We start from the raw sequence: 26,336 nt of genomic DNA on the forward strand, positions 1-26,336 counted from the left end.
CCGAGTGCGTTGCGAACGCAGCCGGAAAAAGCTGGAAGAGATCCGAGTGTCCGGCTGCCCGCACCATTGAGTTCCAAGGTAGCGCGTGACGCCGATGGCGATTAGATGCCATAATCCGCATGAACCTTTTAGATGAGCTAACAAATCCAGATGGAAAACTTCAACGATCTCGCCGCCTTTGCGGTTATCGCCAGGGAGAAAAGCTTCACGCGGGCTGCTGCAAAACTTGGCGTATCGCCGTCGGCACTCAGCCAGACCATGCGCAATCTCGAGGAGCGACTGGGTCTGCGGCTTTTGACCCGCACGACGCGCAGCGTCTCGTCGACGGAAGCCGGCGAGCGCCTGCTGCGAACGGTTGCGCCGCGCTTCGAAGAGATCGAAGCCGAATTGGTCGCTTTGGGTGAGCTTCGGGACAAGCCGGCCGGGACGGTTCGCCTCACGGCCGGTGAACATCCCGCGATCTCGATCCTTCAGCCCGCGCTCAAACGATTTCTCCCTGATTATCCCGACATCGCGGTGGAAATCATCGTCGACTACGGCCTCACCGATATCGTCGCCGAAGGCTATGATGCCGGGGTGCGCATGGGCGAGCAGGTCGCCAAGGATATGATTGCAGTGCGCATCGGCCCCAATATGCGCATGGCGGTCGTGGCGTCGCCAGCCTATTTCGAGCGGCATCCGCTTCCACAAACCCCGCAGGACCTGACCGCCCACACCTGCATCAACATCCGTCTCCCGACCTATGGCGGGCTATTCCCTTGGGGTCTGGAAAAGGACGGACGCGAGGTGAAAGTGCGTGGAGAGGGGCAACTCGTGTTCAATAGCCTGAGCATGCGATTGTCCTCGGCCTTGGACGGACTTGGCGTCGCCTATATGCCCGAAGACCAAGTACTCGCTCATGTTGCCGAGGGGCGGCTGGTGCGCGTTTTGGAGGATTGGTGCCCCTCCTTCCCCGGCTATCATCTGTATTATCCGAGCCGTCGGCAGCAATCGCCTGCTCTCGCATTGCTGGTGGACGTTCTGCGGTATCGCGGCAGCTGAACGGACTGCGCTTGATGCCTTGAGCCCACGTCACAATGTAGTGCGTCAGGCACATGCGGAGCCCGGCAATGGCGAGGCAGTGAACGAAGAAGCCCGCGACAGAGTAGCAAAGGTAAGTGGCCCGGTGCGGCGCACCAAGGCCTTTCCGGTGCACGATCCACCGTCGCTCGGCACTCAGCCGGCAAGGATTTGGTTGCCATCAAGGGCGATATCTCCGCTGCCAAGGCGGCGCAGTACCGCCTCGGCATGGATCTGGGCGAGCGCAACCTGCAATGCAGATGCGCTCGAGCATCACGCCGCCAGGTGTTCGAACAGCCGGGCGACGGCCTCCGCGCCCGGATCGACATGGCCCTCAAGTTGTCGCGCGTTGATATAAGCTGCGCGACCGGCATTGGCCTTGAGGAGCGTCGCCGTCAGGTTTGCTCCTTCCCGAGCCGCCAGGGCGGCCGAACGGACCCCGTCGCCGAGTGCGTCGAGAGCGGGGGAAAGCGCATCGACCATAGTTCGGTCGCCGAGACGCGCACCGCCGATTTCCTGCATCCGGGCAAGTCCTGCCTTCAGCGCATCGCGCATGGGAAGGCCGCTTGACGCAGCGTCGCCGGCTGCGGCGAAGAAGATCGCCAGCAGCACGCCCGACGATCCGCCCATCGTCTGGCTGAGTTCCTGGCCAATCGCCCGGTAGAGTTGGGTATGATCGGAGAGCGGCAGCCGGTCGATCGCATTGATCAGGGCGCGTGCGGCGCCAGCCAGTGTCGAGCCGGTATCGCCATCGCCCGACTTGGCATCCAGCGCATTCAGGTCTTCCTCGGCTGCAACCAGGATCCGGCAGCATTTGACAATGAACTCGCGTGTCTCCCTGTGTTCGGACGACAGCGGCGCAATTGGCGTCAAGCCGTCGGGCAGCATATTGACGATGACCGGTTTGACCGTTGACACGCCGGGCCATGCCGCCATGGAAACCGGTGCGCTCAGCGCCGCTATTTCCGCTTCGTCAGCTGGATAGACGGACACCGAAAAACCATGCATGTCGAGAGAGGTCATCATCGACGCGGGACCGACGATGTGCGAAATCCGCGCTCCAATCGAAGACGTAATCAGTTCGTGCGCTAGTACCGACATTTCCAGCGTTGAGGTGCCGCCGAGATTGTTGATGAGCGCCACATAGGATCTATCCTCCATGGCCGCTGCAAGTTTGCTTACGGCTGCTTCCATGGCCAGTCGAGCGTCGATGAAGTCGACTTGCTCGACACCGGCCTCCCCATGGATGCCAAGCCCAAGTTCGGCCATGTGGGCCGGAATGCGGTCCTCCTTTGGGGATCCAGGAACCGTACATGTATCGAGGGACATCCCTATGCTCTTCGATCCGGCGGCCACGCGCCGGGCGGCCGCCGTCACCGTTTCCAGATCCACACCGGCCTCGGCCAACGCTCCTGCGATCTTGTGAACGAAGAGAGTGCCTGCGACACCGCGTGCCTGCGGCAACTCGGGTAATGCCACGTCATCGCCGATGATGACCATGCTGACATTGAGGCCGAAGGCACGGGCGCGTTCGGCGGCGAGACCGAAGTTCAGTCGGTCGCCGGTATAATTCTTGACGATCAGCAGGCAGCCGGCTGGACCGGTGACCGCGAGAATGCCGGCAAGAACGGCGTCGACACTGGGTGAGGCAAAGACGTCGCCGCAGACGGCAGCGGTCAACATGCCCGCCCCGACGAAGCCCGCATGCGCAGGCTCGTGCCCTGCCCCGCCGCCGGAGACCAGCGCCACCTTGGACTTGTCCCAATCATTGCGCAGAACCACTCGAATATGCGGGTAGCCGTCGAGCCGTGCCAGCGAGCCGCCGCTTATCGCCAGCAGGCCGTCGATCGCCTCGGTGACGACGTCTTCCCTCTTGTTGATGAATTGTGCCATGTGATCCTTCCTCTAAGCTAAGCGCATGCCGGCCGCGTCGAAATAGAGCGGCTTGTCCGGCTGAATTTTCACGGTGTCGCCACTTTTCAGCCTGGTGTGGGCGTCGGTGACGGTGATGAGGTCGTTTTTCTTGAAGGACAGATGAAGACGGGTCTGGTCACCAAGATGCTCGACCCGCCGGACCAATGCCTCCTGGCCGCTGCCCTGTGTAATGTGCTCGGGCCGCAAGCCGATGTGCGCCGCTCTGGATGGTGCGCCGGGAAAAGTGTCGGCGGGAATAATGTTGATGCGGGGCTGGCCGAGCTTTGTTGCCGCATAGATGCTCACCGGATGCTCGTAGACTTCACGCGGGGCGCCGAACTGCACCAGCCGGCCTTCGTGAAGCACGCCGATATGCGTTGCCATTGTCATTGCCTCGATCTGATCGTGGGTGACATAAAGCAGCGTGGCGCCGGACTTGGCCTGGATATTCTTCAGCTCGACGCGCAAATCGGCCCTGAGCTTGGCGTCGAGCGAGCTCAAAGGCTCGTCCATGAGATAGATCTGCGGCGTGCGAACGAGCGCGCGGCCAATGGAGACACGCTGCATTTCGCCGCCCGAGAGCGCCGTCGCCATGTTGTCGAGTTTGTGGGAGATCTGCAGAACCTCGGCGATCGCATTGACCTTGCGGTCAATCGCGTCGCGTGGCGTCTTCAATAGCGGCGATTTCAACGGGAATTCAAGGTTCTGCCGCACCGTCAGATGCGGATAGAGCGAATACTGCTGAAACACCATGGCGACGTTGCGCTGCGCCGGTGAATGTCCCTCGACTGAGTGGCCGCCGAAATAGATATTGCCGCTATCGGGGCGATCGAGACCGGACACCATGCGCAGCGTCGTGGTTTTTCCGGCGCCCGTCGGCCCGAGGAGAACGACGAAGGAACCGTTCGGTATCGTCAGCGACACGTTGTCGAGCGCTGTATGATTGCCAAACTTCTTCGTCACGTTTTCAAGAACGACGTCAGCCATGGCGCAACACTCCCTCATTGGCTTCGGACAGAAGCGCCTGCCCTTTCACGCCCTCAAATATCGTCAGGGTGGCGGGATCGAACTCAAGACCGATGACTTCCCCGGATCTGACAGCCTGCCTCGAGGACGCACGCGCCTTGACCTCGCCGTTCGGCGTCGCCAGCGTAATGATCTGCGTGGTGCCGAGATATTCCGTGGCAAGCACTCTGCCGCGATACTCAGAGGAATCGGAAAAGCGGATGTGCTCGGGCCTCACCCCAATTGTCAGCTTGCCCTTGGCCCCTTGCCGCGATGACGGAACATCGACCTTCTTCCCCGAAAGCTCGACGACAGTGCCGCCGGCATCGATCATGCCGTCAAAATCGAAGAAGTTCATGGCCGGAGAACCGATGAATTTTGCCACGAATTTGGTTGCCGGCCAGTCATAGATTTCCTGCGGTTTGCCGAACTGCTCAACGACGCCGTGGTTCATCACCACGATCTTGTCGCCCATCTGCATGGCTTCCAGCTGGTCGTGGGTGACGTAGACAGTGGTCGCACCGATCCGGTCGTGAAGTGCACGCAGTTCCTCGGCCATATGCTCGCGGAACTCCGCATCGAGCGCGCCAAGAGGCTCGTCCATGAAAAACGCCTTTGGGCGGCGCACGATAGCACGGCCGAGGGCGACACGCTGGCGGTCGCCGCCCGACAATCCGCCGACCGGGCGGTCAAGGATCGTCTCGATCTTGAGGATGCGCGCCACATCTTCCACGCGTGCCTTGACCTCGGCCCGCGGCATGCCCTGGCTCAGCAGAGGGTAGGAAATGTTCTTGCGTACATTCATATGCGGATAGAGGGCGAACATCTGGAAGACGAAGGCGATGTCGCGCTGGCTTGCCGGCTTCATGCCGACTTCTTCGCCATCGATGAAGATTTCACCGCTGGTCGGCAGTTCCAGACCGGCCATCATTCGCAACGTTGTCGTCTTGCCGCAACCCGATGGTCCCAGCAGCATGAAGAATTCGCCGTCCTCCACTGTGAACGAGGAGGACTCGACGGCAGTGAATGCTCCGAACTCCTTGCGCACATTCTGAATTCTGATCTGTGCCATGGGTTACTCCGGAAAATGGCTGACGATGATGAACATGACAGTGCCCACCAGGGTCACGATGAACGAGTAGGAAAACATCGACAGTGCGAACGGCTGCATCAGCATGAACACCCCGAGCGCGATGAGGATCGAAGCGACCATCTCCCATGCGCCGCGCCGGAACCCGCGCAACCCCTTGATAAATTCGGTCATTTGCGAACAGCTCCGAATGTGATGCCACGCAACAGGTGTTTGCGAAGGACAATCGTGAAAATCATGACGGGAACGAGAAACAACGTTGCACCCGCAGCCACGGCCGGCCAGTCCTGGCCGCCGACGCCGATGATCGTGGGAATGAAGGGTGGTGCCGTCTGGGCTGTGCCGGAGGTCAAAAGAACGGCGAAGGCATATTCGTTCCAGGCGAAGATCAGGCAGAAGATCGCTGTCGAGGCAATGCCGGTCATGGCTTGCGGAAGGACGACCTTGTAAAAGGCCTGAAAGCGGGTGTAGCCATCGATCAGCGCCGCTTCCTCGTATTCGATCGGGATTTCGTCGATAAAGCCCTTGAGCAGCCAGACCGCCAGCGACAGGTTGACCGCCGTGTAGAGCAGGATCATGCCGAGATGGGTATCGTTGAGGCCAAGCGAGCGGAACATCAGGAAGATCGGGATCGCCACGGCAATCGGTGGCATCATGCGCGTCGACAGGATGAAGAACAGCAGGTCATCCTTGAGCGGTACCTTGAAGCGGGAGAAGGCGTAGGCGGCGGCAGTGCCCAAGACAATGCACAGCACGGTCGAACCGAAGCCGATGATGATCGAATTCCAGAACCGTTCCATGAAGCGCGACGGGCCGGCGATGATAAAGCCATCCTTGCGCACGATGCGGTCGTACCAGGTCGTCGGTTCCCCAAGGGCTTTGACGTCCTCCTCCGTTGCCCGCGTGCGGGTGGTGAAGAGGTTCACATATCCTTCGAGGGTTGGCGAAAAGAACGTTTTGGGCGGATAGGCGATGGCATCGGAGGGCGACTTGAAGCTTGTTCCGATGATCCACAGGAGCGGCAGGATCGTGATCAGGGCGTAAAGGACCACAAGCGTTCCCGCGAACAATTTCTGGCGACCCGAAGGTTCTGTTACGGAATAGCTGCTCATCTCTGTTTCACCTTGTTCAGGGCTTTGACGTAGATCGATGCGAGACCGAAGACCGTCACGAAGAGGATGACCGCGTAGGCGGAGGCATAGCCCGTGCGCCATTTTTCGAAGGCTTCGCGTTTCAGGTTGATGGACGTCAGCTCAGTGGTCGACCCGGGACCGCCGCCGGTCAGCTGCACCACGAGGTCGAACATCTTGAAGTTTTCAATGCCGCGGAAGAGGATCGCCAGCATCAGAAACGGCAGGACCAGAGGAATTGTGATCGTCCAGAACTGCCGCCATTTGCTGGCCCGGTCGCATTCCGCCGCTTCATAGATGCTGCCAGGGATGGACCGAAGCCCCGCCAGGCAAATCAGCATGACGAAAGGCGTCCACATCCAGGTATCGACGATTACGATGGCCCATGGTGCCAGCGGCACGTCGCCGATCATCGAAAAGGCGGACGGGTCGGCTCCGGTCAAGAACCCCACGGCGTAATTGAACAGGCCGATCTGCGGCTGGTAGAGAAATGTCCAGAAGTTGCCGACAACCGCCGGGCTCAACATCATCGGCAGCACGATGATCGTCGTCCACATGTCGTTGCCGCGAAATTTCTTGTTGATCAGATAGGCCAGCGCGAAGCCAATCAGAACCTGGAGGACGATCGTCCAGATCAGGAAATGGGCCGTTGCCTGCATCGTCAGCCAGACGTCCGAGTCTGTCAGGATATTGATGTAGTTCTTGAGGCCGACGAAACTGACCTCGGCATTCGGCCGATTGACCCGAAAATTGGTAAAACTCAGCCGGATTGTCCATATCAACGGAAAGATGTTGACGGCGAGCAACAGGAAGATCGACGGTGCCACGAAAAGCCAGGCAATGGCCCGATCCGAGAGCCCTTGGATGCGTTTGGCAACGACTGGTGGCGTTGCGCGTGCCGCCCGTTCGATCGATGAATCGAGCATAGTAGTCCCCTAATTCATAAGCAGATTGGTTCGCAGGACCGGCTAAAGAGCGCCGGTCCTGCACAGACATCTGAAGCCGCGAGGAGGTACGCGGTCAGCGTCTAGTATTTGCCTTCGTCGTCGAAGATCTCGGTCCAATCGGCAGCCAGGCCGTCAAGCGCTTCCTTGGCCGTGCCCTGACCGGCGACGACGTAGTTGTGGAAGCGTTTTTGCGAGGCCTGTAGGAGCGAGGCGTAGGACGGTTCCGCCCAGAAGTCCTTCACGATTGCCATGGAATCCAGAAAGGTCTGCGCGTAAGGCTGGCTCGTGGCAAAGCCGGGGTCTTCAACGACCGCGCGCAATGCGGAATAGCCCCCCAGCTGCCACCATTTGGCCTGGATATCGGGCTGAGCGAACCATTTGATATATTCAAGGGCAGCATCTTGCTTGTCTGATGCTGCGACCACGGAGATGCCCTGGCCGCCCAACTGCGCGAACTGCACGCCGTCGGGGCCGGCCGGATTCGCGAAATAACCAGACTTGTCGCCACCGACTTTGGGATCGGCATGGATGCCGGGCCAGGTGAAGGCGAAGTTCATTTGCAGGGCAACCTGGCCGGACTTGTAAGCATCGATGTTCTCGGACATGTAGGCGTCGGACGATCCGGGAGGAGCGCAGCAATTGTAAAGCTCCTTGTAGAATTCCAGACCTTTCACGGACTTGTCTGAATTGACATACCCTTCGAGCTCATAGGGCTTGTCCGGATTCTGATATTCGAAGCCGAAGCTGTAGAGCACGTCCATCGCGCCCATTGTGATGCCCTCGGATCCGCGCTCGGTATAGATCGCGGCGCCGTAAACCTTGTTGCCGTCGATCTCGCGATTCTGGAAAAACGCGGCGATATCTTTGAGTTCTGCGAACGTCTTCGGCACGGCAAGATCGCGGCCGTATTTCTGCTTGAATTCCGCCTGCAGTTCAGGGCGAGAGAACCAATCCTTGCGATAGCTCCAGCCAACGACGTCACCGAAGGCAGGCAGCGCCCAGTAGTTCGGCGAACCCTTCGGCCACTCGGCATAACCTGTAACGGTCGCCGGGATGAAATCGCTCATCTTGATGCCTTCCTTGCCAAAGAAGTCATTGAGCTTGACGTATTGGCCGTTTTCCGCCGCGCCGCCGATCCACTGGCTATCGCCGATCATCAGGTCGCAGAGCTTGCCGCCGGAATTCAGCTCATTGAGCATACGGTCGGCGAAGTTCGGCCACGGCACGAATTCGAAACTCATCTTGTGGCCGGACTTGGCCTCGAAGTCCTTGCTGAGCGCAACAAGCGCATTGGCCGGATCCCAGGAAGCCCAGCACAGCGTCAAATCCTCGGCCTGCGCCGGCGCGGTTGCGCCCAGCGTCAAAAATGCGGTTGCAACACCGGCGCCAAACGCCGACTTCAAATATGAAACTGTCATGGAAATCTCCTCCAGCGTGACACTCCGACCTCCATCGGTACGTGCCTCGCGCTCTCAACGAGTTGCGACAGACTCGAAGATTCGCCCTCCTTGGAGCGACCCTCCCCTCCAGCGTCGGCGCACTCCTCTGGCCGCTGCTGTTGTCAATCATATAACTGAGGTGCGCACCTCAGTGCAAGTTTTTTTTGAGGTGCGCACCTCAATTTCTTGCTTTTTCGCTTGTGCTGTTGGAAAAGAGGCGGTGGGCGGCAACAGGAGGATGGTGAAAAAAGATGATGCGACCGACGGCGAAAGACCTGGCGGAAGCAGCCGGATTGAGTTTGGCGACAGTCGATCGCGTTTTGAACGACCGGCCGAATGTCAGTGCTGGAGCCGTACGAAAAGTGAACGAAGCCATTGAACGAATTGGTTTTTTTCGCAATCCGGCGGCTGTTGTCCTGGCTCGCAACAAGCTCTACCGCTTTCGCTTCGTTCTCCCAAGCAAAGGCGATCAATATCTTCTGGAGCTGCTGCAACGTGTTCGGGAGGCAAGTCAAACGCTCAAATCCGAGTTGACGGAAATAACCGTCGATCAAATTCCAACGGACGATCCGCATCAGCTTTCACGGCATCTGGCCTCGATCGAACACGAAGAGGTGGATGGCGTCGCCGTCATGGCGCCTGAGTCACCACAGGTGCGCGACGCGCTCAGCCGGCTGATGCTGCGCGGCATTCATCTGGTCCAGTTTTTGTCCGGACAGGAAAAGTTGGAAACTGCAGACTTTGTTGGCGTTGACAACTTCGCAGCCGGTGCAACAGCGGGCAAGATCATTGGCCGGTTCCTCGGCCGGGAAGTCGGCAAGATCATGATCGTCGCGGAAACCATGGTGGCGCGCGACAGTATCGAGCGCCGCCGCGGCTTTGACAGCATCATCAATCAGCAGTTCCCTCACCTGACGAACCTGCCGTCGCTCGAGACCTATGGGGATGAACGGCGGGCGGCGGCGATTATACGGCAAGTCATGGAACATAATCCGGATATCAGGGCCGCTTATGTCATGAGCCCGGAAAGCCGCGTGCCTGTTACGGCGATCAGGCAGCGTATGGACGCGCAAAAGATCGTCATCGTTGTCCACGAACGCACGCCCTTCAGCGAAGAAGCTCTCCGCAACGACCAGATCGATACCATTATTGCACAGGACCCCGGGCACGCGGTGCGCAGCGCCATCCGCATCATGCGCGCTCGCACCGATGAGCGCGAGCCGATCGCGTCGCAGGAAAAGATCCGTATTGAGGTCTTACTCAAGGAGAATTTGTGATCGAGGGATGCGAGGGTGCCACTCTCTTGTGGCGTCGAACATCGCAACGCGACAGGTAGCATCCGCCTATCTGAAGACGATCGCCGAACAAGGATTGCTTCAAGAAATAGAGGTCGGCCGCGAAAATCTCAATGTTAAGCCGGCCTTGCTTTCGCTCCTGTCGAAATGCCCAGCTGATCTTTGCCCGGACCGGACGCAGGGAGCAGTCGCCCGGCGACAAAGGTCGCCAATCGACGCCAAGAACTGGGCTGGACGACGCTTCCTGGTGAGTTTCTGCTTGAAACCCGTGGGCCGGGCTTGGTCCCTAGCCGCGCTGAACCGCTAGGAAAACAGCTATAATCAAGAGCAGGAACAGCCCGGCTGCGGCCGCCGCTATGCCCAGGACAGCGAACCATGTCTGCGCGCTAAGAAGGCTTGGTCGCTGGCCGTCAGCCTTCTTCGTGCCGAGAAACGCCAAAGTTCCGAGGAGAACCGGCGTGCCTCCTCCAACGACCATCGCCATTGCGCCTTCCGGAGCAGTGGTTTGCCAGATCATTCCGAACAGGTAAATGCCGGCAATCGTCCCAACGATGAGGGCGCCAAAAATCAGAAGAATGCGCATTGCGACCCTTTCGACGACCAGACTTTGAAAGAGTCTACGCGAAAAAGATTTGGAGCGGCACTGTCGGTGTGGACCGCGATTTTCGCGGCGCTTCTGCTGGTCATATTGTCCAGCTTTGCACCGCAGCAGATTGACACCCGTGTCAGGATCAAGACAGGATCCTCTATCTCTTCAAAGGCCCACTTGCGCGGCGAGAGTCTGCCCGCGCATAACGCTTCAGGGTTGACCGGGCATTCGAAGTTGACGTCAATGGTGGCCACGGGTGACGAAGGTGCCGGAACGAATTCACTGGTTTGAGATACCCAAAGACACCTGGTACGCGGCAATTTTTGCACTGAGAGACCAAGGATGGTCTCTCGATATGGGTGGCGGTCTCGACCATTCATGGGCGGTGCTTGAACGAGACGGCATTCGCATAGAGATGGAATACGATATCTGGAGCGAGGGAGAGATGGTCGTAGCCGCCGGTGACCTAGTGAAATTGAGAGCCAATTTTCCAACGACCGTACTTGTGGAATTGGGATTGATTTGAGGGAGGCGCGGAAGGAGCCGTGGCCCAAGGAGCTCGCCTCCTCATTCGTTGGCTAGCGCACCTTGCGCCCTGTGGTGGCTCGCCCGGAACAGCGTTCGGGTATAGTCGTGCTGCATATCGCCGGAGCGCAATTGCGCGCGGGTCAGCGTTTCGACCGGGCGGGCGTTCTGCATCACCATCAGCCGGTCGCACATGTAGGAGATGACCGCAAGGTCGTGGCTGACGATCACGAAAGTCAGGTTCAGCTCCCGGCGGAGCCGGTTCAGGAGGTTGAGGATTTCGGCCTGGACCGAAACGTCGAGCGCCGAGGTCGGTTCGTCGAGCAGGAGCAAGCGGGGGGAGAGCGACAGAGCGCGGGCGATCGCCACGCGCTGCCGCTGGCCGCCGGACAGCTCGTGCGGGAAGCGGAAACGGTGCGCAGCCGTCAGGCCGATCATTTCCAGGAGCTCGACTGTGCGGGCGTCGACGTCCGACATGCGGTTGATCCACATCGGCTCGGCGATCGCCCGGCCGATTGTGTAGCGGGGATGGAGTGAGGCGTAGGGATCCTGGAACACCATCTGCGCCACGTGCACCAGATCTCGCCGTCGCCCCTTGCGCGGGTCGATGCCCCCTATGCGGATATCGCCGGTCCAGCGGGGCGTAAGGCCCATGAGGGTGCGCAGCACGGTCGACTTGCCCGATCCGCTTTCGCCGACGAGGCCGAAGCTCTCGCCGGCTGCCACCGACAGGCTGAGGTCTTGGACGGCCACCGCGCTGCCGAAATGGACGCTGAGATTGTCGATCCGGATCATGCACGCACCTCGTTCCAGCTTGCGTCCCGCTCCAGGGTTGGCAACGGCGTCAGCGGCCCGTCGATGGCCGGCAGGCAGGCGATAAGCCCCCGCGTATAAGGATGCTTCGCTTCGTGCATCCGTCGCGCATCCAATGTTTCGACGACCTGACCGGCATACATGACCAGCACCCGGTCGCAGAAGCGCGAGACGAGGTTGAGGTCGTGACTGATGAAGATCAACCCCATCCCGCGGCGTTGGACAAGCTCCTCCATGATCTCCAGCACCTGGGCCTGCACCGTCACATCGAGGGCGGACGTGGGCTCGTCGGCGATCAGCAGCTCCGGTTCGCGCACCACCATCATCGCGATCATCACGCGTTGGCCCATGCCGCCGGAAAGCTCGTGCGGGTAGAGATCGAACACCCGCTCCGGCGCACGGATGTGCACGGCTTCCAGCACCTCCAGCACCTTCCTGCGTATCGCCGCGCGGGGCAGCGAACGATCGCCGAGCCGGATGGCTTCCGCGATCTGCTTGCCGACGCGCATGACCGGATTGAGCGAGAATTTCGGGTCCTGCAGGATCATTCCCATGCGACTGCCGCGCAAGTGACGGCGCAGCCGCGGCGTGGCCGCCAGGAGATCGATGCCGGCAAAGGACATGGCCTCGGCCGACACCCGCGCATGGCCGGGTAGCACGCCCATCAACGCCCGACTGGAAAGGCTCTTACCGGAACCGCTTTCGCCGACGATGCCGAGCTTCTCCCGGCCGACACTGAATGACACGCCCTTGACCGCTTCGATGATCCCCCCACCCTCGCCGACAAAACCGACGCGCAGGTTTTCTACGTTCACAAGTGTCTCGCTCATGCGCGCCTCCTGAGGTGTGGATCAAGCAGGTCGCGCATGGCGTCCCCCAGAAGATTGAACCCGAGGCTGACGACGAAGATCGCAAAGCCGGGCATTGTCGCCACCCACCACTGGTCGAAGATGAACTTGCGACCGGTCGAGATCATCGCGCCCCATTCCGGTAGCGGCGGCTGCGCGCCAAGACCGATGAAGCCGAGCCCCGCCGCCGTCAGGATGATGCCGGCCATGTCCAGAGTCATGCGTACGATGACCGACGAAAGGCACATGGGAATGACGTGGCAGAAGACGATGCGGAATTCGGACCCTCCGGCAAGCCGCACGGCATTGACATAATCACTGTCGCGCACGACGAGCGCTTCCGCCCGCGCCAGCCGCGCATAGGGCGGCCAGGCGGTGAGCGTGATCGCGAGCGCCGCATTGACGATGCCGGGGCCGAGCGCGGCGACGAAGGCGAGCGCCAACAGCAGCTTGGGAACCGCCAGGAACACATCGGTTATGCGCATGAAGACCGCATCGACCCAGCCGCCGGACGTTCCCGCCACCGCGCCGATGACGAGGCCGACGACCAGCCCGACGATCAGAAGGGTCAGGCGCGCACCAAAAAGGACGCGGGAGAAGATGTCGCGCCCCAGCTCGTCCGTGCCGAGCCAGTTCTCGCCGCTTGGCGGCGAGAGACGCCGCACGAGATCGGGCAGGTAGGGATCGTGCGAGGCGAGGAGCGGAGCGAAGACGGCGCTCAGCACCAGCACACCGAGGATGGCGAGGCCGAGCATGCCGAGCGGATTGCCCGCAAAGCGACGGGCGAACTGCCAGAATTCGCCGACGCGGGCCCGCCGCAGTTGGCGCCGGCTGTCGGCAAGGGCGAGGTTCGTTGCGGTCATGGTGGCCTCCTACCGGCGACGAAGGTTGGAGCGCGGATCGAGCATCTGGTACAGCACGTCCGAGATCATGTTGAGCAGGATGAAGACGGTGCCGACAAGCACCGTGCCGCCGAGAACGGCGTTGACATCAGCCCGGAAGAGCGACGAGGCGATGTAGTTGCCGATGCCCGGCCAGGCGAAGACCGTCTCGACGAGCACCGAACCCTCGAGAAGGCCGCCATAGGAGAGCGCGATGACCGTCACGAGCGGGATCGCGGCATTGCGCAGCGCATGGAGCATGACGGTCCGATACTCCGTCGCCCCCTTGAGACGGGCCGTCAGCACATATTCCCGCGATAACTGGTCGAGCATCATGGAACGCGTCATGCGCGAGATATAAGCGAGGCTGTAATAGCCGAGCAGCACGGCCGGCAGCACGATATGGCTCCACGCATTGGCGAAGACCTCCCATTCGCCGGCAATCAGCGAGTCGATCAGCAACGAGCCCGTAACCGGCTTGACGATCCCCTGGAAGAAGATGTCGATCTGCCCTGGTCCCGACACCCAGTCGAGCCTGGAATAGAAGACGAAGAGGCCGACCAGCCCGAGCCAGAAGATCGGCACGGAATAGCCGATAAGGCCGACGAAGCGTATGAGATAGTCCGGCCATCGGTCATGCCAGTAGGCGGCGGCGACCCCCACGGGTACGCCGACCAGCGTGCCGATCAGCAAACCGAGCGTCGCCAGCTCCAGCGTTGCCGGGAAGAAGCCGGCAAGGTCAGACAGCACGGGCCGATTGGTGACGAACGACGTACCGAAATCGCCTTGCGCGAGCTTGCTGGCATAGACAAGGAATTGCTGCCAGAGGGGCTTGTCCAGCCCCATTTCGAGGAAGACGCGCTGGTAGACTTCCTCGCTCGCCTTCTGGCCGACCACCGAGAGGACCGGATCGATCGGCACCATGCGGCCGATGCAGAAGGTGAGCGCCACGAGGCCGAGCAGGGTGATGCCCACGGTCACGAACAGGAAGAGTATCCGGCCGGTGAAGCCGAGAACCCGGTTGAAGAGAACTGCCGGCACGACCCACTCCGGTTTGATTGTTTGCGATCGACGCTCGGCCGCGAACCGGGACCGAATCCCATTCGCGGCCGAGTCCTGTTCGGACGTTTACTTGCTCACGTTCCAGTAGCGGTCGTCGGAAAAGGTCTGCCCCAGGACGAGGCCCTTGACCGAGCTGCGCACCCCGACCTTGCGGACTTGCTGGAACATGTAGAGGAAGGGCGAAGTGTCGGTATGGGCCTTCTGCATGACCTGATACATGGCCTGCCGCTTCTCCGTATCCTGCTCGCGAACAGCCGCCATCGCATCTTGCGACAGTTTTCCGGCATCCCAGCCGAAACGGTCGGCGAGACCGGTGGAGCCATCCGGCGCGTCCTTCTTGTTGACGGCGAAAGCCTTGGCGTTGGAATGCGGGTCGGGATAGTCAGGTCCCCATAGGCCGAACCAGATGTCGAGGCTTGCCGAGCGGTAGCGCTCCAGCCATTGCTGGCCATCGACCACCTCCAGATTGAGCTTGACGCCGGCCTGCGCCATGGTCGCCTGGATGGCCTGTGCGAAGTCCGTGTAGGGCGGCGTGTTCCAGACGACGGAATCCAGCGTGAACTCGCCGGAAACGCCGGCCTCGCCGAGCAGCTTCTTGGCCTTCTCGATGTCCGGCTTGTAGGGGTTGTAGTCGATCGCACCGAGGAATCCCTTCGGCACCAGCGTCTGGTGCACCTCCATCGTGCCGCGTGAGATCGTGTCGACGATACCCTGATAGTCGACGAGATACTTCAGTGCCTCGACGACCTTGGGTTTGGCCAGATACTCGTTCCGCACATTCAGGCCCATGTAGTAGATCGTGCCCGAACGGCCGTCGACGAAGCCGACATCCGCATTGTCCTCCAGCGCGCCGAAATCATCGGGGCCGAGCTTGTTGGCGATGTCGATGTCACCCTTTTCGAGCAGCAGGCGCTGGGCCGCGCTTTCCGGAATGTGCTGGAGGAAGATGCGCTCCAGCCCACCGGTTTCGCCGGCATAGTTCGGGTTGCGGGTCAGTAGGATCGATTGCTTCGGCTCCCAGCGCGTCAGCACATAGGGGCCAGAGCCGGCGGAATTTTCGGCCTTCAGCCATGCATTGCCGAAGTCGCCGCTGACCTCGTGCTCCTGCACAAGCTTGGAATCGACGATGCCGCCCACATAGGAAGACAGGCAGTAGTAGAGGAACGAGGGTGCATAGGTGTCGCCGATCTCGATGACCAGCGTCATGTCGTCGGTCGCCTTGATGCGTTCGTTGGCGTTTTCCGGCGTGAAGCCGAACTGGGTAAGGATGAAAGCTGAGCGCGACTTCATCTGGACCACGCGGCGCAGCGAATATTCCGCATCCTTCGCCGTCACCGGATTGCCGGAGGCGAACTTCAGCCCCGGGCGCATCTTGAACGTATAGGTCTTGCCGTCGGGCGAGGCCGTCCACGTTTCGGCGAGCACGCCGATGATCTTGCTGGAATCGTCGGGCGCGACGCTCACCAGCGGCTGATAAATCTGGTTCGCGGCGAGAACGCCGCCGAGTTCCGATACTTCACCAGGATCGAGCGTGATGATGTCGTCGATGGTGTCGGCCACGACGAGCGTGTTCTTCGGCGTTTCGGCCAGCGCATGAGTCGTCGCCAGCGCCAGCGCCACCATCGCTCCGCTTACCAGTCTTTGTACGCGCATGTTTCCTCCTTCAGCCGGCCAGGATTTCACCTGGTGCCGTCTGCTCCCGTGTTATTGTTCTGGAATTGCATTCCCGCGCAGCTGCACGGGCCTTGATCGTCCCACCTTGCGGGCTGGCCCTGTCACGAGGCATGAACCGGCAAGGCGGCGTTCACCGGATCGGGCGACCTCCACCTCCCGCTCCGGTACTTTAGTCACGCTAAAGTTTATGATGGTCGGTTGTCAATCGCCTTCGTGAGAATTTCGTCTGAAACAATCTCGAAACGACCACCTACAGCGCCGCGCGTCTTATTAGAGGCGCAAAGGTCGCTGTAGCACTTTGAATTGCCGCATGTTTTTAAATCGAACAGGATTTCAGGAAACATGCAGTAAGGGCCAGTCACCGCTCCGGTATGATCCGCGTCGTTCCGACCCATAGTTCCCTCGCCTCGCCGGGACCGACATTGCAGGCGCGATGCGGCAGCGAGGCGGGAAAGTGCAGCGTGTCCCCCGCCGTCAGTCGGTATTGCCTGTCACCGATCTCGTAGAGCATCTCGCCCTCGATCAGATACAGGAAATCCTCACCTTCGTGACGCGTCAACTCGGAGACATAGCCGGGTGGCATGTGCGTGATGCAGCTGTTGAGCCGAGCATCGGGAAAGCCGCGCTGCAACAGTTGATATACCCGCTCCTCCGCCTCGATGCTGTAACCGTGCCGTTCGCTGGCATGCGAGACCATGGAATAGGTGGGATGTGGTACCTGCTGCAGAAAGGCCTCCACGCTGGCGCCGAGGGCAGAGGCAAGGTTGTAGAGCGAAATCAGCGACGGCGTCGAAAGACCGCGCTCGATCTGGCTGATGAAGCCCTCGCTGAGCCCAACCTCAAACGCGACCTGTCGCATCGTCTTGCCGATCTCCTTGCGCCTTTGCCGAAGCGCGCGGCCAAGTGAAACGGCGGGCGGAAATTGTGGAGAAATGAGGAACTGCCCGTCGCCCTTCTGCCGCGTCACCCGTTCGTCGAAGCTCATATCGTCTTTCCGCTTTTTCCTGATTTGAGGAAAAACTTTAGCTTCACTAAAGTCACCTGCGCAAGCCAAAACGACATGTGGCCGCATTCGACAATCATTCACGCGGGATTTCGCGCAGGTTTCATGCCAACAAGACAGGCGCCTGGGCTAACAGCCGATCACTCCCCGCGACCCATGCGCGCGCGCCGTAACAGCCTTTGCTCAGCGGCTTTGGGCGGTGGAACGGTCCCAACACTCGCTCTCGTTCAGTCTACTGAATGCCTGTTCATCGCAAGATTTGATATTTTTTTATCGTTCATATTGACCAATGTTGGATTACTAACATACTCTCACCCGAACAAGCCCGACTACCACCAAAAACAATCGACGCTGGGAGGCGCGGAAATGGGAACAGCAACAAGACTACCGCTCGTTGCGGCAACTTTATATCTAGGCGCTTCGGTCTTGGCCGTTCATCCGGCGTCGGCTTCCGAACTCATCAGGATCGTATCCCCGTACAAGACCACGACGCTCGACCCGTTGCGCTCTGCCGCGGCGGGCAACATCGAGACATACGGCCAACTCTATGCGCGCCTTGTGCAGCGCAACACCGCAAACGGCGAACTTGAAGCAGGACTGGCTGAAAGCTGGGATATTTCGGAGGATGGCCGCACTTATACATTTCGCTTGCGGGACGCAAAGTTCTCGAATGGCACAACCATCACGGCCGATGACGTCGTGTTCAGTCTGTCGCGCATCCACGATGACAAGCAGTCAGCCTATCCCGCCCCGCTCGGTGCAGTGGTGACCATCACGGCATCTGACCCCAAGACGGTGGTGATTAGACTGAAGTCTGCGTTCGCACCATTCCTGGGCAATCTCGAAATTTGGAACATGGGGATTGTTTCCAAGGCTGACGTCGAGGCTCAGGGCGCGGAGAAGGCTTTCAGCAGCGCGCCAGTGACATCGGGCCCGTACGCCGTCAAGGAATGGAAGCCGAATGATAAGCTCGTGCTGCAACCCAATGAGCACTATTGGCGCAGCGGCTATCCAAAATCGGACGCGATCGTCGAACTGAAAGAAGTTGCCTCTCCTGAGACGCGAGCGGCGATGTTGAAGGCCGGCGAGGCTGAAGTGGTGCGCGCAGTACCGTGGGCGCAGATTGATGACCTGAAGGCAACGGACAGCATTGATATGCGGCTCGAACCTTCGACCACGATCTATATGACGTTGATGAACCACAAGCGCGAGCCGTTTTCAAACATGAAGGCAAGGCAGGCCGCAGCCTATGCGATTGACAACAAAGCAATGGCAAAAGCGATCACGCGGGGTTACGCAGAACCCGCCAACACGACCCTGCCAGGCAGTATCGATTTCCACGACAAGGACAACCCTGGCATCCCCTTTGATTCTGCGAAGGCAAAGCAGTTACTGATTGAGTCTGGAATGTCCGGACACGAGGTGAAGATCCTCGCCACATCGGGCGCGACCGAGCAGCAGATGGCGTTGCTGTTGCAGGCACAGTGGCAGGCCATCGGACTGAAGCCAGTCATTGTAAACGTTGACTCCGGCGCTTGGTGGGATGCAACCGCCAAGGGCGACTACGATGCGGCGGCAAACTGGTGGTATAACGAGACGCCCGATCCCGATCTGGCTGTTCGCTGGGCAGTCTGCGGCACTTGCGGCTCCAACTCCTACAACACCTTCTACGCCAACCCGAAGGTCGACGAGTTGGTTGCGCAGGGCACCATGGAGACCGATCTCCAGAAGCGAGCGGAGATCTATAAGGAGATCCAGAGGATCACGACCGAAGAGGTGTCTCAGATTCCTCTGTTCTATGCGCCGAACGCGGTCGCCTACTCGAAGAACCTCGAAGGCATCAAGCTTACCCCCTCCCTCCAGTGGACCCTCGAAGATACGACGGTCGCCAAGTAGATGAGATCAGGCGGGGCGGCGGCGCTTTGGTGTGCTGCCCTTCCCTCTCACCGGAGGAACCAGATTGAACTTTCTGTCACTCATATCGCGGCGCATGCTGCAGTTGCTTGCCGTGATGGTCGGGATCAGCATCGTCACCTTCCTGCTGCTGCACCTCGCGCCCGGCGATCCCGCCCGTCTCCTTGCAGGCGACCGTGCGAGCCCCGAAACGATCGCGGCCATTCGTTCGCACTATGGTTTGGATCAGCCACTCTGGCGGCAGTACCTGACCTACACCATCAATCTACTTGGAGGTGACATCGGTCAATCATTGCGATTCCAGCGGCCGGTAAGCGAACTCATTTTGCAGTTCATGTGGCCAACCTTGTTCCTTACGGGTTACGTCGTGACACTGGCCGTTCCGCCAACAATTGCGTTGGCGATCGCCAGCGCCCGCGAACCAGGAGGTGCCGCCGACCAGACCATTCGGATCATCGGCATCATCGGCCTCACCATTCCGGTTTTCTGGCTGGGTATCATGATGTCGCGCTTCTTCGGTGTTTCGTTGGGATGGTTTCCTGTTTCAGGCTACGGCGAGACCTTTGCCGAGCATCTGCACCATTTGTTTCTGCCTGCGATGTCGACGGCGATCTGGCTTGTTCCGGTGCTGACCCAGAGTCTCCGCGCTGCGCTGATCGAAAAGACCACGGCCGACTTCGTAACCGCGGCGCGTGCTCAAGGTGCAAGCGAGCGGGAGATCTTCTGGAAAACCATCCTGCCCAACGCCGTTCTTCCGACGCTCAACCTTCTGGGCGTTATGGTCGCCTTCATGATCGGCGGAGCCATCATCGTTGAAACGGTCTACGCTATACCTGGCCTCGGCTCGCTGATGGTCGGCGCACTCCTCGGCCGTGACTACTATGTGGTGCAAGGGCTCACGCTCGTTTTTGCCTTCTCCACCGTATTCATAACGCTAGCCGTCGATCTTGTTTCGGCTTTGATCGATCCCCGAATCCGGCTCTGAGGTACCACAATGTTGAAATCACCTGCTTTATCAGGGATCGTTGCATTCACAACGCAGCTCTCACCGATGATGGTGCTGGCGATCGCCATTCTTGGCGGCTGGTTGTTCATCGCCTTGGCCGCTCCCCTGATCGCGCCATACGACCCGGACACGATCGACATCGCCAGTATGCTGACAGCGCCCAGTGCAGATCATTGGTTTGGAACCGATCAGGTAGGTCGCGACGTTTTCTCCCGTGTCATTTACGCAGCGCGCGTGGACCTGTTTCTTTGTGTCATCGGCGTCCTGCCTCCGCTTGTAATCGGCACCATCGTCGGGCTCTTCAGCGGTTACTTCGGAGGCATGGTCGATAGCGTCTTCATGCGGGTCTATGACCTTACGGTCGCCTTTCCATTTTTTGTCTTGGTTCTGGCTATCGTCGGCGTGATCGGACCGGGCCTCGTCAATTTTATCATCGCACTGACGATCGTCGGCTGGGTCAGCTACGCGCGTCTTGTCAGAGCTGAAGTCCTGACGGTTCGCGAAAGCGAATTCGTCCGCGCCGCCGAATGCCTCGGCTACCCGAGACGAGCGGTCCTTTTCCAACACGTTCTGCCGAACGCAATCGGGCCAGTCATTGCCTATGCCGTGAGCGACGCCGTACTTGTCATGCTGGCCGGGGCGAGCTTTGGCTATCTCGGCATGGGCGCTCAGCCGCCGCTCGCAGAATGGGGCGTCATCATTGCCGACGGACAGGCGTTCATCCAGCAAGCATGGTGGATCTGCCTCTTCCCAGGTCTCGCGGCAATTTCACTCGGACTGGGCTTCGCCTTTCTCGGAGACGGTCTCGGTCAATGGCAGCGTCGAGAGGTGGCCGCATGAGCATGGCAAGCAAGCTCTCACCATTGATGGAGGTTGAAAACCTGTCGATCTCCTTCGGATCCCTCGAGACTGTGAAAGGAGTGTCGTTTAGTGTCAATGCTGGCGAAATCCTCGGCATCGTCGGGGAAAGCGGGTCTGGGAAGTCCCTCACGTGCCGCGCGCTCATGGGCATTCTTCCCAGAACAGCAACAACAATGGGCGCTGTCCGGTTGGAGGGGCGAAGCCTCCTCGAACTTGGCGAGCCTGACTGGTGCTCGATCCGCGGCCGCGAACTCGGTATGATCTTCCAGAACCCCGCTTCACATCTCGACCCGCTCCGTCGCATCGGCAAGCAAGTCGCAGCACCGATGGTGCGGCATCTGGGAATATCGAAGCGCGAAGGAGAGCGGCGGACAATCCAACTGCTTGAGGATGTTGGCATCCAAGATGCGCACGCGCGATCGCGTTCTTATCCGCACGAATTCTCCGGCGGAATGAAACAGCGGGCCATGATCGCCGCTGCAATCGGCTGTGGACCGAAGCTACTGATCGCCGACGAGCCGACCACAGCACTAGACGTTACTGTCCAGGCGCGCATCCTTAAGCTTCTGCGCGATCTGAACCGAAATCGCGGCTTGTCGATCATCCTGATTTCTCATGATCTGGCCGCAATCGCCAGCACCTGCTCGCGCGTGATCGTCATGCGCAACGGAGAAATTGTTGAACAGGGCCCGACTGAGGAGATCATTAACCGCCCCAAAAGCAGCTACACACAGCTCCTGATCGCGTCGCAGCCAAACGGCTGGAGCAACACCGGTGATCCAGCGCCTGCATCGCGGTCCATCCCCCTGATCAGCGTTGACAAGCTTTCCGTGTCGTTCGTGCCGCGAGGCAATCTCCTAACCGGTTCGGCATCCAAACGAATCCCATTCCTTGCCCTGAACGAAGTCGATCTTCAGGTCAGCGCCGGAGAAACGGTGGGCATCGTCGGCGAAAGCGGATCGGGCAAGAGCACGCTCGCGCGGGCGATTGTACGGCAGAACAAGCCGAGCAATGGCGCGATCAGTTTCGATGGCAGCGATGTGCATGAGTTGAGCGGCGCGGAGCTCATGCGTTTCCAACGGCGCGTGCAAATGGTTTTCCAGAATCCGTACGACTCCCTCAACCCCCGAATGAGTGTCCGGGACGCCGTCGCCGAGCCGATATGGAGGCACGGCCTGTCAGACCGACGCTCGGCTCTAATGCGCGCAGACGACCTTCTGGAGATGGTCGAGCTGCCGAGGGCGTTGCGAGAGCGTCGCCCCCGACAGCTATCTGGCGGCCAATGCCAGCGTGTCGGCTTGGCCAGGGCACTCTCGCTAGAGCCAGAATTGTTGATCGCAGACGAAATCACGTCCGCTTTGGACGTGACAACACAGGCACAAATCCTGGAACTCCTGGGCAGACTTCAGCGCGAGCGGCAACTCGCATTGCTCTACATTTCCCACGATCTCGGCGTCGTCAACAGCATTTGCCAACGGGTCTATGTCTTTAAGGGAGGCAGGATCGTTGAGAGCGGCCCGACACAACAGGTCCTGAACAAGCCACAAGATAGCTACACCCGCGAGCTTGTCGGTTCAGTCACCCACCTAAAGCCCCATGCAAGACAAGGAATGTGCCATGCGCCTCGATGAGTACGTCACCTACGATGGCGTCGGCCTTGCGCAACTCTTGGCAAAGGGTGACGTAAGCCCGAGAGATTTGGGGCGGTGCATTACGAGCTCGGTGGCGGCAGTGAACTCAAAGATCAATGCCGTCATAGAACTGTACTCCGACGCCTTGGATTGCCTTCCGGAGAAGCCGGGCCCGGGCCCGTTCTACGGGATCCCGACACTGACAAAGGACTTTCCGGTCGAGGCGGGGCGCCCTGCCGAGTTCGGCAGTCGGCTTGCTGAGGGAAACCGGGCGACGCAGGACGCCGTTTATTGGGAACGACTTAGAAACGCGGGCCTGGTCAATGTCGGCCGTACGACCAGCTCGGAGTTCGGCGTGGCCGCAACGACAGAAACGCTGCTCTACGGCAACACCTCTAATCCATGGGATCCCAAGCGCGGCGTCGCGGGGTCAAGCGGCGGTGCGGCCGCGGCAGTTGCAGCGGGCATTGTGCCATTCGCGCAGGGCAGCGACGGTGGCGGATCGATCCGCAATCCCGCCTCCTTCTGTGGACTGATCGGGCTCAAACCCTCACGCGGGCGCATTACCGGATCTCCACGCGCCAACGCTCCGCTTCTGGGACTCGCCACGGCATTCATGTTGACAAGATCAATTCGCGACACGGCCCTCCTGCTGGATCTATCCAATGGCCCTGACGCTGGGGATGGATACGAGATTTGCAGGCCGACCAGCAGCTATAGCGAGACAATTCAGCGTCCGCCGAAGGGCTTGCGCATCGCACTCTGCACAGACTCCTGGTCGGGGTTCCAATGTGATCCCGAAGTCGTGAACGCTGTAAGAATGACGGCGGGACTGTTAGCTGCCCTTGGTCATCACGTCGTGGAAGCGCGGCCAGAATTCGACTACGCCGCGTTTCTCCATGCACAGAAAATCATCTGGGCAGCCGATAGCGCTTCGGGATTGTCGAAAATTGCAGAACACATGCAAAGGAAGCTCGGCCCTGAAACTGTTGGCACCACTGTCCTGGCCTTGCATCGCTACGGAACGACGCTTAGCGGCGCGGAACTGATCGGTGCGCTTGCCACTTATGACGATGTGACGCGCCAAATCGGCCGCTTCTTCAATCAATACGATCTCCTCTTGACGCCGACCAGCGCCATTCTGCCGGAGATCGTGGGGACATTTGACCCCGCGCGGCCGGAAATCGATGCGGACGATGTCTTCGCCGACCTCGAACCGAAGGAAACGTTTACAGCTCTTTTCAATGGCACTGGTCAGCCAGCAATCTCGCTTCCGACGGGAACATCCTCAGGCGGAATCCCTATCGGCAGCCAGCTGGTGGCCCGGTTCGGGCGCGAGGACTTGCTGCTTGCTGTCGGACGCCAGCTCGAAGAAGGTCTGGATCGTAACAACGGCATATGGGGGCAAGGATTTCCCCCTGTCTTTGCAGGTAGCATGCGGGAGTGATGACAGTGACATTTGCCAATGACGAAAGCTCGAACGAGGCTGGTGCGGAGAAGATCGACATTGAAGCGATCCTCCGCGCGCGCATGAACGAATTCTCTCCCTCGGAGCAGAGCCTCGCTGTCTACATGCTCGATAATGTTCAATTGTTGCCCTTTGAGACGGGCAGCACCATCGCGCGCGCAGTAGGCGTGAGCGAGATGACGGTGACGCGTTTCGTACGATCTCTTGGCTTTGAAAATCTTCGCGATCTGAAGAACCGGATGCGCAGCTCTGTTGTAGAGAGAGACGGAGAAGTCGATGACTACATGGCGCGTTTCCAGGTCCGCAACAGCCGACAACAGGAACTCCAAGAGAGCTTGAAACTCGAGCTGGACGCGATCGTGAAGGCGTATGGGCTGACTGCGACTGAACAATGGGATGAGGCCGCAACGCTTCTTGCCAAGACCCGCCACGTCTATGTCGTCGGATTCCAGGCGTCCAAAGGTTTGGCGATGGATTTCTCGAGCCGTCTGCTATGGGCGCGCCCAAACGTTCTCTTCGCCGACAACGCTACAGGCACCTTTGGCGAAGTCCTCTCAAGCGACCCCAAACAGAGCGTGGTTGTACTGGTTGATACTGCGGCCTATGCCGCCCGAGGGATCAAGTTGGCTGACAAGCTCAAGGCATTCGGAATTCCACTCATCATTGTGACCGACCGCTACAGTCATTGGGGCTTCACCTACACGCCGCTTGTCTTTGAGGGGCACACACACGTGAAAACCTTCTGGGACTCGACGGCGAGCCTTGGAGTGATCCTCAACCTCATGATCGACTCTGTGGCGGTGAAGCTCGGCCCCAAGGCGAAGCGCAATTTTGCGACAATGAGCGAGATGGGTCAGTTGTTCGGCGAGTTCGTCGGCGGATCGTACCTAAGGCGAAAAGACTAGTATTATCAAGGAAATGCGAAAGAAGTACTGATGACATCGAGCTCTACGCTAACCTTCCGTGATCCCAACAAACCCGGCGCACCCCTTGTCCCGCGGGCGGAGTGGGATCGCGCGCCGTGGAATCGCTGGACCTTCCAGAACGTGCGTTCGATCGTGCCCACAGCACAGGTCTGGCGAGGTCAGGGTGGACCAACGGAAATGCTCAGTGCGCATCAGGATATTGATCGCGTTGAGTTCGAGCTGGACGGGACCCGCCGGACGGTCGCTAACTTCATGCAAGCGCAGTATACCGACGCGTTTCTCGTTCTGCACCGCGGGAAAGTGGTCGCGGAGAGATATCTCAGCGGCATGACCGCCAGGACGCCGCACCTCTCGCAATCGGTGGCCAAATCCATTGTCGGCACCGTGGCAGGCATTCTTATCGAACGCGGTGAAATCGATCCGGCCGCTCCACTCACCCAGTATCTCCCCGAACTCGAAACCACAGCGTACCGGGGTGCTACCGTTCAGCATGTGCTGGATATGACCAGTGGCGTGGTATTCGACGAAACCTACACTGCCCACGATTCCCACATGGCGCAGTTGGATGTCGCAAGCGGTTGGAAAGACGGACATCAGCCAGACTGGCCGAAGAACGTTTGGGAATTGATCCTCACGCTAAAGGAGGCCGAATGCCCGCACGGGGCTTCGTTCCGCTATCGCTCTATCGAAACAGACGCACTCGCCTTCGTTCTTCAGCGGGTAAGCGGTCTGATGCTATCTGAGCTCGTAAGCCGCGAATTGTGGTCGCGTATGGGGGCTGAGGAAGATGCCTATTTCACTGTGGATCCCGCAGGCTATGCGCTTGGTGACGGCGGTTTCAATGCCACGCTGCGTGACTACGGACGCTTCGCATTGTTGCACCTCGGGCAAGGCAACATTGGTGGTCGGCAGGTTGTTCCCTCAAGATGGATCGAAGAAACTCGCCACGGAAAATCGTACCCACTTGGAGACAACTATTGCCAGACCTTACCGCGCGGCAGTTATCATAACCAGTTTTGGATCGAGGACCAGAAAAGACGCGCCTATATGGCACGCGGCGTGTTCGGTCAGTTGATCTATATCGACCCGGAAGGCGACTTCGCCGCTGTGATCCTCTCAAGTTGGCCACAGTTCCTCAGCACGGATCGGACGCGGACGGCACTAAGTGCGATACATGCCATCCGTGATGCCTTGAATTAAGTGCTCTCGGACGAGGGCAGCCCCGGCCGCATGGTAAGCGTTCTGATGGCCTTGGT

Annotated in this window: 25 protein-coding genes; 11 read left to right on the forward strand and 14 right to left on the reverse strand. The window is 59.7% G+C overall.

Annotated elements, in window-relative coordinates; genetic code table 11:
• The first annotated feature begins 150 nt into the window (after nt 1-150).
• Complete coding sequence (locus J3R84_RS35225) at nt 151-1,041, forward strand: LysR family transcriptional regulator (protein ID WP_025430281.1); 891 nt, start codon at nt 151-153, stop codon at nt 1,039-1,041.
• A 291-nt stretch (nt 1,042-1,332) separates the two neighbouring features.
• Here the strand turns inward: J3R84_RS35225 and J3R84_RS35230 are convergent, their stop codons facing one another.
• The 7 genes from J3R84_RS35230 to J3R84_RS35260 all read right to left on the reverse strand — a co-directional run bounded on the left by J3R84_RS35230 (nt 1,333) and on the right by J3R84_RS35260 (nt 8,563).
• Nucleotides 1,333-2,952 (reverse strand): dihydroxyacetone kinase subunit DhaK, encoded by a 1,620-nt coding sequence (locus J3R84_RS35230; protein ID WP_203527533.1) that lies wholly within the window; start codon nt 2,950-2,952, stop codon nt 1,333-1,335.
• A gap of 12 nt (nt 2,953-2,964) precedes the next feature.
• Nucleotides 2,965-3,960, reverse strand: a complete 996-nt coding sequence (locus tag J3R84_RS35235; protein WP_057220070.1) for an ABC transporter ATP-binding protein — start codon at nt 3,958-3,960, stop codon at nt 2,965-2,967.
• Nucleotides 3,953-5,050: an ABC transporter ATP-binding protein gene (locus tag J3R84_RS35240; protein WP_057216945.1), complete on the reverse strand. Its 1,098-nt coding sequence runs from the start codon at nt 5,048-5,050 to the stop codon at nt 3,953-3,955. Before J3R84_RS35240 ends, J3R84_RS35235 begins: the two co-directional genes overlap by 8 nt.
• Nucleotides 5,051-5,053: 3 nt before the next feature.
• Nucleotides 5,054-5,242, reverse strand: coding sequence for a hypothetical protein (locus J3R84_RS35245; RefSeq protein ID WP_025430285.1), 189 nt, complete (start codon nt 5,240-5,242; stop codon nt 5,054-5,056).
• A complete protein-coding gene (locus J3R84_RS35250; protein WP_025430286.1) occupies nt 5,239-6,180 on the reverse strand; it encodes a carbohydrate ABC transporter permease in 942 nt (313 codons plus the stop codon). The genes J3R84_RS35245 and J3R84_RS35250 overlap by 4 nt, the downstream gene beginning before the upstream one ends.
• Nucleotides 6,177-7,124, reverse strand: coding sequence for a carbohydrate ABC transporter permease (locus J3R84_RS35255; RefSeq protein WP_025430287.1), 948 nt, complete (start codon nt 7,122-7,124; stop codon nt 6,177-6,179). Before J3R84_RS35255 ends, J3R84_RS35250 begins: the two co-directional genes overlap by 4 nt.
• A gap of 101 nt (nt 7,125-7,225) precedes the next feature.
• Nucleotides 7,226-8,563, reverse strand: coding sequence for an ABC transporter substrate-binding protein (locus J3R84_RS35260; RefSeq protein WP_057220071.1), 1,338 nt, complete (start codon nt 8,561-8,563; stop codon nt 7,226-7,228).
• A 275-nt stretch (nt 8,564-8,838) separates the two neighbouring features.
• Between J3R84_RS35260 and J3R84_RS35265 the strand changes: the two genes are divergently transcribed.
• Nucleotides 8,839-9,861 (forward strand): LacI family DNA-binding transcriptional regulator, encoded by a 1,023-nt coding sequence (locus J3R84_RS35265; RefSeq protein ID WP_057217224.1) that lies wholly within the window; start codon nt 8,839-8,841, stop codon nt 9,859-9,861.
• A gap of 7 nt (nt 9,862-9,868) precedes the next feature.
• The gene (locus J3R84_RS38960; protein ID WP_347376836.1) at nt 9,869-10,186 is read left to right on the forward strand and encodes a hypothetical protein; all 318 of its coding nucleotides are present in this window, start codon (nt 9,869-9,871) and stop codon (nt 10,184-10,186) included.
• Here the strand turns inward: J3R84_RS38960 and J3R84_RS35270 are convergent.
• Complete coding sequence (locus tag J3R84_RS35270; protein WP_156408447.1) at nt 10,166-10,363, reverse strand: hypothetical protein; 198 nt, start codon at nt 10,361-10,363, stop codon at nt 10,166-10,168. The genes J3R84_RS38960 and J3R84_RS35270 overlap by 21 nt on opposite strands.
• A gap of 21 nt (nt 10,364-10,384) precedes the next feature.
• Between J3R84_RS35270 and J3R84_RS35275 the strand changes: the two genes are divergently transcribed.
• Nucleotides 10,385-10,759: a hypothetical protein gene (locus tag J3R84_RS35275; RefSeq protein ID WP_156408448.1), complete on the forward strand. Its 375-nt coding sequence runs from the start codon at nt 10,385-10,387 to the stop codon at nt 10,757-10,759.
• A gap of 276 nt (nt 10,760-11,035) precedes the next feature.
• On the opposite strand, the gene J3R84_RS35280 is transcribed toward J3R84_RS35275, so the two are convergent.
• From J3R84_RS35280 to J3R84_RS35305, 6 genes are all read right to left on the reverse strand, one after another.
• On the reverse strand, nt 11,036-11,788 hold the full coding sequence (locus J3R84_RS35280; RefSeq protein ID WP_057207163.1) for an ABC transporter ATP-binding protein: 753 nt from the start codon (nt 11,786-11,788) through the stop codon (nt 11,036-11,038).
• On the reverse strand, nt 11,785-12,636 hold the full coding sequence (locus tag J3R84_RS35285) for an ABC transporter ATP-binding protein (RefSeq protein WP_057216941.1): 852 nt from the start codon (nt 12,634-12,636) through the stop codon (nt 11,785-11,787). The genes J3R84_RS35280 and J3R84_RS35285 overlap by 4 nt, the downstream gene beginning before the upstream one ends.
• Nucleotides 12,633-13,517, reverse strand: a complete 885-nt coding sequence (locus J3R84_RS35290; protein WP_203527531.1) for an ABC transporter permease — start codon at nt 13,515-13,517, stop codon at nt 12,633-12,635. Before J3R84_RS35290 ends, J3R84_RS35285 begins: the two co-directional genes overlap by 4 nt.
• A 9-nt stretch (nt 13,518-13,526) precedes the next feature.
• Nucleotides 13,527-14,576, reverse strand: coding sequence for an ABC transporter permease (locus J3R84_RS35295; RefSeq protein ID WP_057220072.1), 1,050 nt, complete (start codon nt 14,574-14,576; stop codon nt 13,527-13,529).
• A gap of 87 nt (nt 14,577-14,663) precedes the next feature.
• On the reverse strand, nt 14,664-16,250 hold the full coding sequence (locus J3R84_RS35300) for an ABC transporter substrate-binding protein (RefSeq protein ID WP_057216937.1): 1,587 nt from the start codon (nt 16,248-16,250) through the stop codon (nt 14,664-14,666).
• Between the two features lie 379 nt (nt 16,251-16,629).
• Nucleotides 16,630-17,256 carry a helix-turn-helix domain-containing protein gene (locus J3R84_RS35305; protein WP_057216935.1) on the reverse strand — a complete coding sequence of 209 codons (627 nt, stop codon included), beginning with the start codon at nt 17,254-17,256 and terminating at the stop codon, nt 16,630-16,632.
• 384 nt (nt 17,257-17,640) lie between these two features.
• Here J3R84_RS35305 and J3R84_RS35310 point away from each other — a divergent pair, with 384 nt between their 5' ends.
• The 7 genes from J3R84_RS35310 to J3R84_RS35340 all read left to right on the forward strand — a co-directional run bounded on the left by J3R84_RS35310 (nt 17,641) and on the right by J3R84_RS35340 (nt 26,280).
• Complete coding sequence (locus J3R84_RS35310; RefSeq protein ID WP_057220074.1) at nt 17,641-19,170, forward strand: ABC transporter substrate-binding protein; 1,530 nt, start codon at nt 17,641-17,643, stop codon at nt 19,168-19,170.
• 64 nt (nt 19,171-19,234) lie between these two features.
• Complete coding sequence (locus tag J3R84_RS35315; RefSeq protein ID WP_107026990.1) at nt 19,235-20,173, forward strand: ABC transporter permease; 939 nt, start codon at nt 19,235-19,237, stop codon at nt 20,171-20,173.
• A 9-nt stretch (nt 20,174-20,182) separates the two neighbouring features.
• Nucleotides 20,183-21,034 (forward strand): ABC transporter permease, encoded by an 852-nt coding sequence (locus J3R84_RS35320; protein WP_082555597.1) that lies wholly within the window; start codon nt 20,183-20,185, stop codon nt 21,032-21,034.
• Nucleotides 21,031-22,686, forward strand: a complete 1,656-nt coding sequence (locus J3R84_RS35325; RefSeq protein ID WP_107026992.1) for a dipeptide ABC transporter ATP-binding protein — start codon at nt 21,031-21,033, stop codon at nt 22,684-22,686. Before J3R84_RS35320 ends, J3R84_RS35325 begins: the two co-directional genes overlap by 4 nt.
• Nucleotides 22,673-24,133: an amidase gene (locus J3R84_RS35330; RefSeq protein WP_057207156.1), complete on the forward strand. Its 1,461-nt coding sequence runs from the start codon at nt 22,673-22,675 to the stop codon at nt 24,131-24,133. The genes J3R84_RS35325 and J3R84_RS35330 overlap by 14 nt, the downstream gene beginning before the upstream one ends.
• Before the next feature lie 5 nt (nt 24,134-24,138).
• Nucleotides 24,139-25,059 (forward strand): MurR/RpiR family transcriptional regulator, encoded by a 921-nt coding sequence (locus tag J3R84_RS35335; protein WP_239637612.1) that lies wholly within the window; start codon nt 24,139-24,141, stop codon nt 25,057-25,059.
• Nucleotides 25,060-25,089: 30 nt separating this feature from the next.
• Nucleotides 25,090-26,280: a serine hydrolase domain-containing protein gene (locus J3R84_RS35340; RefSeq protein WP_057216928.1), complete on the forward strand. Its 1,191-nt coding sequence runs from the start codon at nt 25,090-25,092 to the stop codon at nt 26,278-26,280.
• The last annotated feature ends 56 nt before the right edge of the window (nt 26,281-26,336 follow it).

It is taken from the genome of Ensifer canadensis (assembly GCF_017488845.2).
GTDB classification, from domain to species: Bacteria; Pseudomonadota; Alphaproteobacteria; order Rhizobiales; family Rhizobiaceae; genus Ensifer; species Ensifer canadensis.